General features: G+C 75.1%; 12 protein-coding genes and 1 riboswitch. Of the genes, 2 read left to right on the top strand and 10 right to left on the bottom strand.

The genetic code is table 11. The features are described 5' to 3' along the window. Nucleotides 1-64: 64 nt before the first annotated feature. Nucleotides 65-466 (top strand): hypothetical protein, encoded by a 402-nt coding sequence (locus tag AB0P17_RS16050; protein WP_365811356.1) that lies wholly within the window; start codon nucleotides 65-67, stop codon nucleotides 464-466. Between the two features lie 73 nt (nucleotides 467-539). Here AB0P17_RS16050 and AB0P17_RS16045 read toward each other — a convergent pair whose 3' ends face one another. From AB0P17_RS16045 to AB0P17_RS16015, 7 genes are all read right to left on the bottom strand, one after another. Then, nucleotides 540-1,913 (bottom strand): MFS transporter, encoded by a 1,374-nt coding sequence (locus AB0P17_RS16045; RefSeq protein WP_365811355.1) that lies wholly within the window; start codon nucleotides 1,911-1,913, stop codon nucleotides 540-542. Next, nucleotides 1,910-3,832 carry an ABC transporter permease subunit gene (locus tag AB0P17_RS16040; RefSeq protein ID WP_365811353.1) on the bottom strand — a complete coding sequence of 641 codons (1,923 nt, stop codon included), beginning with the start codon at nucleotides 3,830-3,832 and terminating at the stop codon, nucleotides 1,910-1,912. The genes AB0P17_RS16045 and AB0P17_RS16040 overlap by 4 nt, the downstream gene beginning before the upstream one ends. A gap of 14 nt (nucleotides 3,833-3,846) precedes the next feature. Then, nucleotides 3,847-5,379: an ABC transporter substrate-binding protein gene (locus AB0P17_RS16035; RefSeq protein WP_365811351.1), complete on the bottom strand. Its 1,533-nt coding sequence runs from the start codon at nucleotides 5,377-5,379 to the stop codon at nucleotides 3,847-3,849. Nucleotides 5,380-5,532: 153 nt separating this feature from the next. Then, nucleotides 5,533-6,138: a GNAT family N-acetyltransferase gene (locus tag AB0P17_RS16030; protein ID WP_365811349.1), complete on the bottom strand. Its 606-nt coding sequence runs from the start codon at nucleotides 6,136-6,138 to the stop codon at nucleotides 5,533-5,535. 72 nt (nucleotides 6,139-6,210) lie between these two features. Beyond that, the gene (locus tag AB0P17_RS16025) at nucleotides 6,211-7,110 is read right to left on the bottom strand and encodes an ABC transporter ATP-binding protein (RefSeq protein WP_365811347.1); all 900 of its coding nucleotides are present in this window, start codon (nucleotides 7,108-7,110) and stop codon (nucleotides 6,211-6,213) included. Next, complete coding sequence (locus AB0P17_RS16020; protein ID WP_365811532.1) at nucleotides 7,107-8,102, bottom strand: iron chelate uptake ABC transporter family permease subunit; 996 nt, start codon at nucleotides 8,100-8,102, stop codon at nucleotides 7,107-7,109. The genes AB0P17_RS16025 and AB0P17_RS16020 overlap by 4 nt, the downstream gene beginning before the upstream one ends. Before the next feature lie 104 nt (nucleotides 8,103-8,206). Further along, a complete protein-coding gene (locus tag AB0P17_RS16015) occupies nucleotides 8,207-9,286 on the bottom strand; it encodes an ABC transporter substrate-binding protein (protein WP_365811345.1) in 1,080 nt (359 codons plus the stop codon). A gap of 67 nt (nucleotides 9,287-9,353) precedes the next feature. Next, nucleotides 9,354-9,536: riboswitch (cobalamin riboswitch) on the bottom strand. Between the two features lie 87 nt (nucleotides 9,537-9,623). Here AB0P17_RS16015 and AB0P17_RS16010 point away from each other — a divergent pair. Continuing rightward, complete coding sequence (locus AB0P17_RS16010) at nucleotides 9,624-10,292, top strand: response regulator transcription factor (RefSeq protein ID WP_365811343.1); 669 nt, start codon at nucleotides 9,624-9,626, stop codon at nucleotides 10,290-10,292. On the opposite strand, the gene AB0P17_RS16005 is transcribed toward AB0P17_RS16010, so the two are convergent. The 3 genes from AB0P17_RS16005 to AB0P17_RS15995 form a co-directional block, all read right to left on the bottom strand. Further along, nucleotides 10,259-11,611 (bottom strand): hypothetical protein, encoded by a 1,353-nt coding sequence (locus AB0P17_RS16005; protein ID WP_365811341.1) that lies wholly within the window; start codon nucleotides 11,609-11,611, stop codon nucleotides 10,259-10,261. The genes AB0P17_RS16010 and AB0P17_RS16005 overlap by 34 nt on opposite strands. Then, complete coding sequence (locus AB0P17_RS16000; RefSeq protein ID WP_365811339.1) at nucleotides 11,604-12,878, bottom strand: ATP-binding protein; 1,275 nt, start codon at nucleotides 12,876-12,878, stop codon at nucleotides 11,604-11,606. Before AB0P17_RS16000 ends, AB0P17_RS16005 begins: the two co-directional genes overlap by 8 nt. Before the next feature lie 327 nt (nucleotides 12,879-13,205). Beyond that, complete coding sequence (locus tag AB0P17_RS15995; RefSeq protein WP_365811338.1) at nucleotides 13,206-14,387, bottom strand: 4-hydroxybenzoate 3-monooxygenase; 1,182 nt, start codon at nucleotides 14,385-14,387, stop codon at nucleotides 13,206-13,208. Nucleotides 14,388-14,503: the final 116 nt, after the last annotated feature.

The raw sequence follows: 14,503 nt of genomic DNA, 5'->3' as shown, positions 1-14,503 counted from the left end.
GCCGTGCCGGGAACGGCGGTCAGCCGTCGCGCGCCCCTGTGGAGCCGCCATAGAGTCAGGTTCCATGGAGCAGAACGAAGTCGTCCTCAGGGCCATCGGCATTCTCACGCAGTCCGCGGAGTGGATCCGCTCGGCCGACCGCGGCGCGGGGCCGGGGGCCGGTGCGGAGCCCGGGACGGAGCCGGGAGCGGAGCCGGGGGCGGGCAACGGCGCGGGGCAGATCGGCTCGCTGCTCGCCGAGGTCTTCCCCTCGTTCACGGTCTCGCCCGAGGCCACCCCGCTGGAGGCGGCGCACTCGGTGACGGAGGCGGCGCTGCCGCCCATCATGCAGCTCATCGGGGCGTTCACCTTCGTCTTCACCGAGCTGGCGCGGGTCCATGACGCGGGCCGTACGGACATCACGTCGGAGGAGCTGCTGCGGGAGCTTGCGCTGCGGATGTCCCGGCCGGACGACCCGGGGCAGTGATGCGGGGCCGTGACGCGGGGCCGTGACGCGGGGCCGGGACGCGGGGGCCGCCGACCTGACCGTCGCGGGTGCCCTACGGACTCCCCTCGCGGCGTGGGAGCAGGGCCGTCGCCGCCAGGGGGATCGCGGCGAGGACCAGCCAGGGCACCGCCACCGGCAGGTCCGCGTCGAGCAGGGAGCCGGTGGCCGCGCCGCCGGCCAGGACGACCAGGCCGGAGACGGACGACAGGGCGCCGACGTAGAGACCGAGCCGCCCGGGGTCGGCCAGGTCGGGGACCCAGGCGCGGGCGGCCGGGGCTATCAGCATCTGGCCGAGGGTGAGCAGGGCGGTGAACCCCGCCACCGGCGCCAGCCCCTCGGCGCCGGTCAGGGCGGCGGGCCGGGCCGCCGCCACGACGGCGAAGCCGGCCGACAGCAGGACCAGGCCCGCGGCCATGGAGCGGCGCAGGCCGAGCCGGTCGGCTGCCCAGCGGGTGACGGGGAGCTGCGCGGTGACGACCAGCAGCGACGACAGCGCGAAGAGCCAGGCCAGCGGCGCCTGGGAACCCGCCGCGCGCTCCACCTCGGCGGGGACGGCCAGGTAGAGCTGGTTGTACGCGAGGAGGTACGTGCCGTACGCCAGGCACAGCGCGAGGAAGCGGCGGTTGCGGAGCAGGGCCCGGGCGCCGCCGGGGCCCCGGGTGGGCGCCCGGCCCGGTATGTGCTGCGGCAGCAGCCACCAGTGGCCCGTCAGGACGAGCAGGAAGATCACGGAACCGGCGAGGCAGACCGTACGGAAGTCCACCGCGAGCAGCAGCGCGCCGAGCAGCGGTCCGACGAACGCGCCCGCCTGGCCGGCCACGGTGAACAGCGCGAGCACACCGGTACGGGGGCCGCCGCCCGTCTCCTCCCTGGCCACGGCCTGGCGGGCCACCTCGGACTCCACGGCGGGCGAGAAGAGGGCGGCCGCGAAGCCGACGAGCAGCACGGCGCCGATGACGGACCAGGACCGCTCGGCGAAACCCAGCCAGGTGAACCCGGCGATGCGCAGCACGCACCCCGCCAGCACCACGGGCCGGGCGCCGTACCGGTCGGCCAGGGCGCCGCCGACGACGAACAGCCCCTGCTGGCTGAAGGTGCGCAGCCCGAGCACCAGGCCGACCAGCCACCCCGCCATGCCGACAGCCCCGCCGAGGTGGTCGGCGAGGAACGGGAGGACGGCGAAGAAGCCGACGTTGAAGGCGAGCTGCGTCAGGATCAGCAGGCGGAGCAGCGGGGTGAGCCCGCGCCACACACCGAAGCGGAACCGGAGCCGGGCGCCGAAGCGGAACCAGAACCGGGAGTCGGGGCGGGAGCCGGAATGGGAGCCGGGTCGGGCTGCCCCCGGTGGCTCGGCGCCGGGGGCCGGCGGCGTGGCCCCGGTCGTCCGCGGGCCGGCCTGGGGCGCGGGTGGGTCGGCCTGGGTCATCGGGTTTCCTCCGGGGCAGCCCTCACGAATATGTCGGTCCCGGCGGGCTTGGCCGTCCCGGCGGTCCCGGTCGCCCCGGTCGCCCCGGCCGCCCCGACAGGCCCGTACGTCCCGGCCGTCCCGGAGCGGCGTCGGCGGCCCCGGATGCCGCCCGCCGCCGACACGGCGAGGGCGCCGAGCAGGGCCAGCACGGCGGCCGGCGCGAAGACCGCCCACGGGGCGCGCTCCGCGTACGGCAGGTTCTCGGCGAGCAGCAGGCCCCACTCCGGGGACGGCGGCTGCGCGCCGAGCCCGAGGAAGCCCAGGGAGGCCAGGGCGAGCGCGACGGCGGGGAGCCGGAGGAGCGCGTGCCGGGCCACCGGCGGTACGACGGCGGGCAGCAGCTCGCGGCGGAGCAGGTGGAGCGGGCCCGCGCCGAGCGCGCGGGTGGCGGCCAGGTGGGTCGTGGCGCGTTCCTGGAGCAGCAGCGCGGAGGCGTGCGCGGCGAGCGGCGCCCAGGCGACGGCGGCCACCGCGAGCGCCGGGGTGACCGGGCCGCTGCCCGCGGCCCCGGCGACGAGGAGCCCGGCGAGGACGGGCGGCACCGCGTTGACGGTGTCGACGGCGGCGCCGGACACCTTCGGTACGAGTCCGAGCAGGACACCGAGGAGCAGCGCGGCGGCGCTGACCGCCAGCGCCAGCGCGAGGGTGGTCAGCGCGCCGTGCCCGATCCGGGCCAGGATGTCGCGGCCGAGGGCGTCCGTGCCGAACGGATGCGCCCAGGACGGCGCCCGGAGCCGGGCCGCGGGGTCCAGCGTCAGCGGGTCGCGGGTGAGTCCGGCCCCGATGGCGCCGAGCAGGAGCGCCCCGTACACCAGCGGCAGGGTGCGGCCCGCGGGCGGCGCGGGCCGGTGGAGGGACTGGAGCGCGCCGTCCCGCAGCACGGGGCCGATCAGGAGGCGCGCCGTACCGCGCGCGAGGCCGCCCGCGACGGCGGCGAGCAGGAGCATGGCGAGGGTGCCCGCCTGGAGTACGGGCAGGTCCTGGGCGATCGCGGCTTCGAGGGTGAGCCGGCCGAGGCCGGGGATGTCGAAGATCTGCTCCACGGCGACCGAGCCGCCGGTGAGGCCGACGACGAACAGGCCGAGGTTGGGCAGGAGTCCGGGGAGACAGCGGCGCACCGCCTGCCGGGCGATCCGGTGGCCGGGGAGGCCGCGCGCGGCCGCCGCCGTCGCCCAGGGTTCGGCGAAGGCGCCGGGCAGCGCGTCGTCCAGCATCCGGCCGAGCAGCGCGCCGGCGGGCAGGCCGAGGGCGAGCGCGGGGAGCACCAGCCACCGCGGCCCGTACCAGCCGAGCGCGGGCAGCCAGCCGAGCTGTACGCCGACCACGGTGGCCAGGACGGAGGCCGTCAGGAACTCGGGGAGGGCGGCGAGCATCGCCGCCGCTCCCCCGGCCCGTGGCGCGCCGGGCGTGCGCCGCGCGCCGCGCCGGAGCGTACGGGCGCACACGGCCGCGGCGGTGACGCCGGCGACCGCCATCGCGACGGCCATCAGCAGCAGCGAGACGCCCATCGCCTGGACCACGCCGGGCAGTACGGCGGAGCCGGAGATCCAGGAGTCGCCCGCGTCGCCGCGCAGAAGGCCGCCGAGCCACCGCCCGAGGAGGTGGAGGGGGCCCGCGCCGAGGCCGAGTTGGTCCCGTACGGCGTCGAGCACCTCGGGGGTGGGGTCGCGCTCCGCCGAGCGCGCCTTGAGCACGGTCAGCGCGGGGTCGGTGCGCGAGAGCCAGGGCAGCAGGCCGATGGCGCAGAGCAGGCCGGCCGCGAGGGCCGCCCGCCACAGGAGGGTGAGGCCGGGGAGCGAGGTGACGCGGCGGAGAGGACGAGGGGCGGGGCCGGGGCGCGCCCGGTCGGGTGCGCCCCGGGTCGGGGAGCGGTGCATGGGGTCCGTCCCGGTCAGCGTCGGGTGCCGGGGGCGACGACGGCGCGCTCGTACGGGTCGAGCACCACGCCCCGTACGGAGGTGGCGACGCCGAGGACATTGCGCTGGTGGATGAGCGGAACGACCGCGTCCGTACCGAGGATCCGGGCCTCCGCGGCGAGCACGGCGTCCTGCCGCCGCGCCGGGTCCGCGACCGCGTCGGCGGCGGCGACCGCCCGGTCCACTTCCTTGTCGCAGAGCAGCGCCAGGTTGTACGTGCCGTCACAGGTGTAGTCACTGGCGAGAACGGAGACCGGGTCGCCCGTGTCGAGCATGGTGTTGCGCGCGCCGACGAACGCGTCGAACTTCCCGGCCAGCGCGTCGCTCTCGATCCGCGAGGACTCCCGTACGGTCAGCTCGACGGTGAAGCCGGCCTTCTCCAGCTGCTGCTGGAGGACCTGGGCGACCTCGGGCAGCTCGGGCCGGTTGTCGTAGGTGGCGAGGCGGACGGTGGTGCCCTTGACCTCCGCGGCGGTGGCGGCCTTCGCGCGTCCGGCGGGCTCTTCGCGTTTGCCCGCCGCCCAGTTGAGGGCGGGGCCGAAGATGCCCTGGCCGCGGTCGGCGTATCCCTCGTAGACATTCTTGGCGAGTACGGCGGTGTCGACGGCCCGGCGGGCGGCGGCCCGAACCTTCGGATCGGTGAAGGCGCCGGAGCGGGTGTTGAGGAAGAGGCTGGTGGTGCGGGCGGTGGGAACCTCGCGCGCGACGCCCTTCGGGAGGGAGGCGGCCTGCGAGACCGGCACCGCCTCGGCGATGTCCTCCTCGCCGGTGCGCAGCGCGTTGGCGCGGGCGGTGCCGTCGGCGATGAACTTGGCGTCGATGCCGGAGGCCTGGGACCGGCCGCCCCAGTAGTCGTCGAAGCGGTCGAGGGTGGCGGAGGCGGAGCCGTTGACCTTGGTGATCGTGAACGGTCCCGTGGCGTGGCCGACCGGGTCCGGGGCGCGCCCCTTCCCGTACGCCTTCGGGGAGAGCACGGCGAGGCTCGGTCCGGCCAGCCGCAGCGGCAGTACGGGGTCGGCGGTCGCGGTGGTGACGCGGACGGTACGGTCGCCGGTCGCCCGCGCGGTGAGCCGGACGCCCGAGAGGGCGGTGGGTATCGGGGTGGCGGCCGCGGCGCGGGTGAGGGCGTCGGCGACCGCGGCGGCGGTGACGGGCGCCCCGTCCTGGAAGCGGGCGTCGCGCAGGGTGAAGTGCCAACTGCGGCCGTTCTCCTGGCTCCAGGACTCGGCGAGGGCGGGCGCGGCCGCGCCGTTGCCGTCGAGCCTCGTCAGCCCCTCGGTGACGCCGAGCCGGCTGAGGAGGGTGGCGTCGGCGCCGTACGGGGAGAGATTCTCGGACGGCGGGAAGGCCAGCGCGATCCGCAGCCGCGCGCCGTCGGCCGGGCCCGAGCCGGAGCCCGGCGCGCCCGAGGAGCCGCCGTCGGCGAAGCAGCCGGTGAGCAGCGGGGCGAGCAGGGGAGCGAGCAGCAGACCGGCGACCGGACGGCGGCGGCGGTGGACAGGGCGCATGGTCCTCGTTCTCTACGCGATGGGCAGCCGGGGGCCGGCCGGGGAATCGGCCCGGCCGACCCCCGCCGGGGATCAGCCCGGCGGACAGCCGTCCGGACAGCGTGGTGCGTGTCCTCGGGCACGGGCGAACGAAAGATTACATGACAATCGTTTTCATCGAGGTGCCGGGATCCCGAGAGGGACGGGGATCTCGAAATGAACCGTGCCCGCCGGATCGCCCGCCGCAACCTCCGCGGCATCACGCTCGTCGCACACCACCTTCCCGAGCGACCGCCAGAACGGCTCGGCGCCGGTGACCGAGGGGTCGGTGTGCAGATAGACGGAGCGGTAGCCGCCGTCCGCCGCGGCGAAGTCCAGCAGCTCGCGCACGAGCGCACGGGCGAGCCCTTGGCGCCGGTGGCCGGGGCGCACGTACACCCGGCGCAGCTGCGCGGTCTCCCCGGAGGGGTAACGCTCCGCGAGCCAGCGAGGGTTGGGCGGGTGGGCCGGCCCCCGGGAGTCGAGGGCGGCGGTGGCGACGACGGTTCCACCGCCCCCCTCCTCCCCCGCAGGCCCTCCCCCTTCCCCGCCCCCTTCCTCCACGGCGACCAGCAGGGTGTGGCGCGGGGGGACGAGATAGGCGGCCTCTATGTCGATGATGTCGCCGTGCCAGCGCGGCACGTACCCCGAGCGGAAGTCGTGGTACACGGTGTCGAGCATCACCACGCGGGCGGCGTCGGCGTCCTCGGGGGTGGCTGTTCGAATGCGATAGCTGGGCACTTGCGAATGATATGCAGTAAGTCTCGGCGGACGGTCACCGGGATCTCTCTCACCAGCACGCGTCACCGGATGTCATGCGCCACCGGCCCGTGGCACCGTGCCGAGGAACCGCACATGAGGGCGGCCCGCCCCGCCGTCGTCCCGGGTGACCGACGCCCGTACCCCGTAGACGCCCGCGATCAGCTCCTCGGTGATCACGTCGCCCGGGGGCCCGGCGGCCACCGCCCGGCCCGCGCGCAGGACCACGACCTCGTCGCAGTACATCGCGGCGAGGTTCAGGTCGTGCAGGGCGATGACGGTGGTGACCGGGAGCGTGACGACCAGGTTCAGCAGATCGAGCTGGTGCTGGATGTCGAGGTGGTTGGTCGGCTCGTCCAGCAGGAGTTCCCGGGGGTCCTGGGCGAGGGCGCGGGCGATCTGGACGCGCTGGCGCTCGCCGCCGGAGAGGGTGTGCCAGGACTGGCCGGCACGGTCCGTCAGACCGGTGCGCTCCAGGGCCGTCCGTACGGCGTCCTCGTCCGCGGCCGACGGCGGCGACCAGGCGCGGCGGTGCGGGACGCGGCCGAGGCGTACGACCTCGCGGACGCTCAGCTCGACCTGGGTGTCGGTCTGCTGCTCGACCACCGCGACCCGGCGCGCGACCGCCCTGCGGCCCGCCTCGGCGAGGGTCCTGCCGTCCAGGGTGACGACGCCCGAGGTGGGGGCGAGGACTCCGGAGACCAGCCGCAGCAGGGTGGACTTGCCCGAGCCGTTGGGGCCGAGCAGCCCCACGGTGGAGCCCGGCGCGGGCGCGAGGGAGACCCCGTCGAGGATGAGGCGGCCCCCGGCGGCGCGGGAGACCCGGTCGGCGCTCAGCCCGGTGGGGACCGGCGACGCCCCGGCGGGCGCGGAGACGGCGGCGGGGTCGGGGGCGGGAGCGGGGGCGGCGGCGGGGTCGGGGGCGGCGGCGGGGTCGGGGATCGGGCGCTTCATCGGGCCCTCCTGCCTCGGTACAGGACCAGGACGAACGCCGGCACCCCGATGAGCGAGGTCACCACGCCCACCGGCACCTCCTGCGGGTCGAGCACCGTACGGGCCAGGGTGTCGACCCACACCAGGAAGACCGCCCCGGCCAGCGCGGTGACCGGGAGCAGCCGGCCGTGCCCCGGGCCGACCAGTGCGCGGGCGGCGTGCGGCAGGACGAGTCCGACGAAGCCGATCGCGCCCGCCGAGGAGACCAGCGCGGCCGTCAGCAGCGCGGTGACGGTGAGCAGGACGAGGCGCGTACGGGCCACGGAGACACCGAGGTGCCCCGCGGCGTCCTGCCCGAAGGCGAACGCGTCGAGCGTGCGCGCGTACCCGCCGCACACCGCCAGCGCCACCAGCAGGACGGCGCCGCAGACCTGGACATCGGTCCAGCCCGCGCCGCTCAGCGAGCCGAGCAGCCAGAACAGCACCCCGCGGGTGGTCTCCGCGTCGGCGGCGGTCAGGACGACGAAGGAGGTGAGGGCGGAGAAGAGCTGCATCGCGGCCACCCCGGAGAGCACCACCCGGTCCGTCGTCCCGCCGAGCGTGTGGCTGAGCAGCAGCACCATCCCGAACGAGCAGAGCGCGCCGAGGAACGCCCCGCCCGAGACCGACAGCGCCCCTCCCCCGACCCCGAGCACGACCACCAGGACCGCGCCGGTGGACGCCCCCGAGGAGACGCCGAGGACGAAGGGGTCGGCGAGCGGATTCCGGAGCAGGGACTGCATGATCGCGCCGCACACCGCGAGCCCCGCGCCGCAGACGGCCGCCAGCAGGGTGCGCGGCAGCCGCAGGTTCCAGACGATGCCGTCGCGGATCGGGTTGAGACGCGGTTCGCCCCGGCCCAGGTGGGCGCCGACGACCGACCAGACGTCTCCGACGCGGAGGTCGGCGGGCCCGATGGTGATCGCCACGGCGACGGAGAGGGCGAGCGCGGCGAGGCCACAGGCCCACCCCACCGGGCTGACCCAGGCCGCGGCGCTCCGGACCTCGCGGGAGCCGCCGGGGTCCGGCGGCGCCGGGCTCCCCGCGGCGGGCGTCCGCGACGCCCGCTCCGCGGTGCTCACTTGGCGGGTGCGTACGCGCGCAGCGCCGCCGCCACCCGCTCGACGCCCTCCACGGTGCGGATGCTCGGGTTCATCGCCTGGCCGCTGAGGCGTACGTACCGCTGGTGCTTCACCGCGTCCATGGCCCTGGTGACCGGGTTGGCCTCCAGGAACTCGATCTTCTTCGCCGCCGACTCGGCCGTCTGCGCATCGCGCGTGAGGTCGCCGATGACGAGGAAGGCGGGGTCGCGGTCGGCGACCGTCTCCCAGTTGATCTGGGGCCACTCGTCGTGGGTGTCGTCGAAGACGTTCTCCGCGCCGACGGCCCGCGTGATGATGCCGGGCGCGCCGCAGCAGCCGCCCATGTAGGGGGCCTCGGAGTTGGCGAACCAGTACAGGACAGTGGTGCCCTTCGCCTTCTCCGTGTCGACCCCGGCGACCGCCCTCGCCATCCGGTCCCGCAGCCCCGCGACGAGCCGGTCACCGCGCTCCTCGACGCCGAACACCGTGGCCAGGTCGCGGATCTCGCCGTAGACGTCCTCCATCGCCAGCGGCGTCGCGCGGGATCCGTCGGTGTCGCCGGAGTTGTCCTTGGCGCAGTCGGACGGCGAGACGTACGCCGGTACGCCCACCTTCTCGAACTGCGCGCGCGTGGCCACGCCGCCCTTGCCCAGGGTGGACTCGAAGGAGGCGGCGACGAAGTCGGGCTCGGCGTCCAGGACCTTCTCGAAGGAGGGGCTGTTGTCGGCCAGCCGCTCGACCCCGGCGTTCTCCTTCTCCAGGCTCTTCGGCAGCGGGTCGGTCCAGGTGGCGGTGCCGGCCATGCGGTCGCCGAGGCCGAGGGAGAGCATGATCTCCGTGGTGCCCTGGTTGAGCGAGACGGCCCGCTCGGGCGGCGCGTCGATCCGTACCTCATGACCGCAGTTGGTGACGGTACGGGGATAGCCGACGGCCCGGTCGGAACCGGAACCGGATGCGGCCCCGGCCCGGGAAGCGGAATCAGCTCCGGAGTCCGAGCCGGTACCGCAGCCGGTGAGCAGCAGGGCGCCGGCGGCGAGGAAAGGAGTGGCACGGCGGGCGAGGCGTGCGATCGGCACGGAGTCGTTCCTCTGCGTCGAGGGCTCATGCGCGGAGCCCGGTCGTACGGTGCTCCCCCGCCACGGGACGCGGACGGAGGCCGCCAGCAGGTCTTCGGACTCGGGGTCACCCGGACGGAGGCGCCTTCCCGGACTGCCGTCCAGTGGCCGATGCCCCGCCCGTCGCCCTCACCGCTGCGCGTCAGCTCCGGATTCCCACCGGATTCCCTGACCCACGTACATGGGTTCGACTGGCCTCGGCAAGCTATCACAGGCGGTTTTCCGCCCCACACCAGCACTTTCCGGCGCTTTCCGCCCGCCGGCGATCGGGGCGAACGGGGGCGGCGGACAATGAGGCATGCCGGAAACCTCGCCCGTGAGTGTCGCTCTGATCGACGACCATCCCGTGGTCCTCGCGGGCATCGAGTCCTGGTACGCGGCGTCGGAGCGGCCCATCGCGGTGACCGCCAAGGGGCCCGACCTGTCGGTGGCGACGGCGGGGCCGGGACGGGACGCGGATGTGGTGGTGCTCGACCTCCAGCTCGGCCCGGGCAGGCCGGCGGGGCTGCCCGCCTACTCCGAACTGCGCCAACTCGTCGCGGGCGAACGGCAGGTGATCGTCTACACGATGCAGGACAGCCAGGAGACCGCGCTGACCTGCCTGGACCTGGGGGCGTTCACGTACCTCACCAAGGCCGAGGGCGAACGGCACCTCATGGCGGCGACGCTGGCGGCGGCCGACTGCCGCCCGTACACACCGCCCGCGCTGGCCGGGGCGTTCGGCAGCGACGCCCGGAAGGGGCGGCCCGCGCTGACGCCGCGCGAGGTGGAGGTGCTGCTGGAGTGGTTCCAGTCGGAGTCCAAGGCGATGGTCGGGGCGAGCCTGGGGCTCTCGGTCCGTACGGTGAACACGTATCTGGAGCGGGTGCGCATCAAGTACGCCAACGCGGGGCGGCCCGCGACGACCAAGGCGAACCTGGTCGCGCGGGCCATTCAGGACGGGCTGACGTCACTGGACGAGCTGTGACCCCGGTCGGCGGGCGCGGACACAGGCACGGGCACAGGCACAGATCCCGACGCGGATGACGACGCGGTGAGCGCGTCCTCGGGGGCGTCGGCCGGGGCATCGGCCGGGCCGTCGAGGGTGCACGACGCCTCCACCAGCAGCCGCCCCTCGCTTCGCACCGTGCGCACCCGTACCCCCGGCTCGGTCGGTTCGGGGATCTCCGTCGGCGCCGTCGCCGGGCAGTCGGTCACGACGCTCACCCGCACCAGGCCGCCGCCGCGCACGACCGTGGCGCGGGCGTCGCGCTCGGCGGTCGCGAGCGCGGCCAGCACCGGCTCGGTGAGCGCGCGGCGCAGCCGCCGGTCGACCGGGGCGCAGGCCCCGCGTACCGCGAGCTGTACGTCGACGCCGTGGCGTTCGGCGACGTCCATACCGGCGCGCAGTTCGTGGAGCAGCGGATCGTGCGCGTGGTCGCGTTCCGCGAAGAGCCGTCTGAGCCGGGCGGCCTCGACGGCGGAGCGGCGCCGGGCGCCCTCGTCCCCCGGGTCGAGCGAGCCATCGGCGAGCCCGGTCAGCAACGGCATGACGGAACGGTCCAGTTCGGCGTAGCGGGCCCGCTGGTCGGCGTGGACCTGCGCGGCGACGGCGGCCTCCGTACGGACCCGCTCCTGCTCGCGCGCCGTGGCGCTCGCGGCGGCGGCGCAGTCACCGAGCGAGCGGGCGAGCATCGCGGCGGCGACCTGGAAGGTGCAGATGGCCAGGGCGCTGACGGCCATCCCGGAGGCGGCCTGCCGGGTCGGCACCCCCGCGAGCAGCAACTGCGCCAGCGTGAGGACGAGATGGCCGCCGATGAAGACGAGCGTCGGCCGCAGCCCGGCGTCGAAGAGCAGCAGCACCCCGAACCAGCCGATCTCCAGGAACGTCCAGTGCGGGGTCCCCAGGAAGTCCGCCACGGGCAGCCGGCTGGTGGAGACGGCCGACGCCACGAGGGCGCAGGTCAGGCCGAGCACCACCCACGGGCGCGGCCGGCCGCGCCCGTCGGCGCCGAGCAGCGCGTCCGCCATGATGAGGAGGGTCAGCAGGGTGAACGCGGAGAGCTGGACCCAGGGCTGGTCGTAATCGCGCAGACTGGCGAGGAGGGCGGGCAGCGCCAGCCCGAGGTGCACGGCGGTGAGGATGAACAGCCCGGCCACGCGCAGCCCGGCGCGCATGTCCCGGGCGATCCGGTCGGTCAGCGGATCGGCGGCCGGGATGTCCGCCCGGACGTCGGCCGGGACGTCGCCCGGGACGTCGGCCGCATCCACAGCGCCCGGGATATCCGCCTCCGTCTGGTCAGGCACGGGGCCACTCCAGCCGTACGGTCGTGCCCTCGCCGGGGCGGGAGACGATCACGGCCCGGCCGCCCGCCGACTCCATCCGCTCGACGATCGAGCGGGCCAGCCCCCGGCGGTGGGCCGGCACGCGCGCCGGGTCGAACCCTCCACCCTCGTCGCGGACCACGAGCGCGACGGCGCCGGTGCCGGTGCCGGTGCCGGTGGCCCGGGTCGCCGTCACCGTCGCGGCGCGGACGCCCGCGTGCCGCTCCACATTGCGCAGGGCCTCCCCCAGCGCGCCGCGCAGCGCGACGGCGACGGGCGGCGGGACGGCGCCCAGGGAGCCGGGCGTACGGTCGAACGCGGCGTGGACGTGGACGTGGACGGAGAGGAGATGGCCGTCGAGTTCCGCGACCAGTTCCCGCGTCAGGTCGACCGGACCCGCCTCGGGCGCCTCCGAGGTGGCCCCGGACCCCGTGGACCCCGTGGACCCCGTAGACGCCCCGGACGACGCGGACGCGCCGGGCACCCCGACCGCCACAGGTTCCCGCGCGGCCGCCAGCCTGCGCAGGTCCTTGCCCGCCTGGGTGCGGACCACGTCCGGGCTGAGCGACCGGCCGTGGGCCGAGACCATCAGCAGGGTGGCGCACGCCGTGTCGTGCAGCGTGGCGAGGTGCTCCCGCTCGGCCGACCGCTGCGCCTGGGCGACATCGTGCCGCCGCCGCGCCTCGGCGGCCCGCGCGCCCGCCGCGTCGGCGGCCCGGCTGCCGCGCAGGACCAGCCGGAACATCCCCTGGCAGAGCAGGGCCTGGACGAAGAGCCAGGCCACGTTGGGCAGTGCGTACGTCCAGCCGTCGGTGCGGTCGATCACCGCGCCGGCCAGGTCGACGGCGGCGAGCAGGGTGGCCGCCGTCAGCGCGAGCAGCGCCGGGTGCGTGAGCTGGTAGCCGACGGCGACGATGCTGACGACGACCAGCACCCACGTACTGCCGTACCGGGTCTGGGAATCCGGGATGGTCAGCGCCTGCGTGAGACAGACCGCGCCGAGCGCCCCGAGGTCGGCGACGAGGATCCGGCGCGGGTGGCGGCCGGCCAGCGCCAGCCGGTAGTGGAGCACGCTCCAGACGATGACACCGGCGGAGATGACCGCGGCGGCGGGCATACCGTCGACGGGCATGGCCGGCACGGCGAGCACGGCACCGGAGCAGACCACGACGACGCGGATCCGGTGGGCGTACCGGAACGCGAAGGCGACGAACTCGCGCTCGGCCGGCCCGGGCACACGCCCGGCCACCCCGGGAACTTGCTCGGCCGCCCCGGGCGCGCGCGCGTCCGGTGGGCGCTTCCGGTTCCGGCCCGTCACCGGAAGTCCCCCTAAGGGACCGGGGTTTACCTCATTCGCCTCATGCACCACTCAGCGTCTCACCTGTCACATTGTCCGTGCCGATTGTCGGTCGATTGACCGTCACACGTCGAGTGTGTCCGGCGATAGCGTTTCTCCGGTCAGGGTTCTGACGATTCGACCGTTCTCAGGGGGGAGCGGTCTCCGTGGCCGTACGTACCCCTGCCTCATGGGGGTGGGCAGGGGTACGTACGGATTCAGGGCCTGTCCGGACAGGCCCTAATCGAACGGCAACCCCGCGTAGTTCTCCGCCAGTTCCGCCGCGGCGTGCGGAGAGGACGCGATGCGGTCGAGCTGCGACAGCTGCAGGCGGGTCTCGAAGGCGGACTGCGCCGGGTCGGTGTGCAGGGTGGTCGTCATGAAGTACGAGAAGTGTTCGGCCCGCCACACCCGCCGCAGACAGGTGTCGGAGTACACGTCGAGCGCCGCGGATGAGCCGTTCCCGTACAGCTCGGCCAGGGCGCGCGCGAGGACGATGACATCGGCCGCCGCCAGGTTGAGCCCTTTGGCCCCGGTCGGCGGGACGATGTGCGCAGCGTCCCCGGCCAGCAGCACCCGGCCGTACCGCATGGGCTCCGTAACGGAACTACGCATCGGCAGTACGGACTTGGCGGTGACGGGGCCGCGCGCCAGCCGTCGGCCCGGCTCCGGGGCGAGGGCGAGGCGGGCGTCCAGCTCGTCCCATATCCGCGCGTCGGGCCAGTCGGCGGGGTCGGTGCCGTTCGCCACCTGGAGGTAGAGACGGCTGACGGACGGGGAGCGCATGCTGGCGAGGGCGAACCCGCGCGCCGAGTGCGCGTAGACCAACTCGTCGTGGACGGGCGGCGCGTCGGCCAGGATGCCCAGCCAGGAGTACGGGTACGTCCGCTCGTACGTCGTCCGCACCCCCTCCGGTACGGCCTCGCGCGTCACCCCGTGGAAGCCGTCGCAGCCGACCACGTAGTCGCAGGTCAGGGTCTGCTCGCGGCCCTCGTGCCGATAGCGGACGGCCGGCGCGCCGGTGTCGGCGCCGGTCACCGCGAGGACCTCGGCGCCGAACAGCAGCGGCCCGCCCTCGGCGAGCTGGAGGGCGATCAGGTCCTTGACCACCTCGGTCTGCGCGTACACCGTCACCGTGCGCCCGCCGGTGAGGGCCGGGAAGTCGATACGGTGCGCCCGCCCGCCGAAGCGCAGCTCCACACCGTCGTGGACCAGCCCCTCGCGGTCCAGCCGGGCCCCGGCCCCGGCGGCGCGCAGCGCGTCGACGGTGGACTGCTCCAGGATGCCGGCGCGCTGGCGCCGCTCGACATGGGCGCGGTCGCGGCTCTCCAGGACCACAGTGCCGATGCCCGTGTTGTGCAGCAGCCGTGCCAGCAGGAGACCGGCGGGGCCGCCTCCGACGATGCCGACCGTGGTGTGCATCAGCTCCTCCGCTCAGTCATCGCCTGTTGATGGAGTTCGCCTGGTGAAATATCTTTCACGTACACCCGGGCCATGAGTCTGCGTTCACCGGGGACACATGTCAACGCCCCGTTCCG

Source organism: Streptomyces sp. NPDC088124, assembly GCF_040685895.1.
GTDB lineage: Bacteria > Actinomycetota > Actinomycetes > Streptomycetales > Streptomycetaceae > Streptomyces.
The sequence above is the reverse complement of the archived record's forward strand: the minus strand, read 5'-3'. Positions and strand labels throughout refer to the sequence as shown.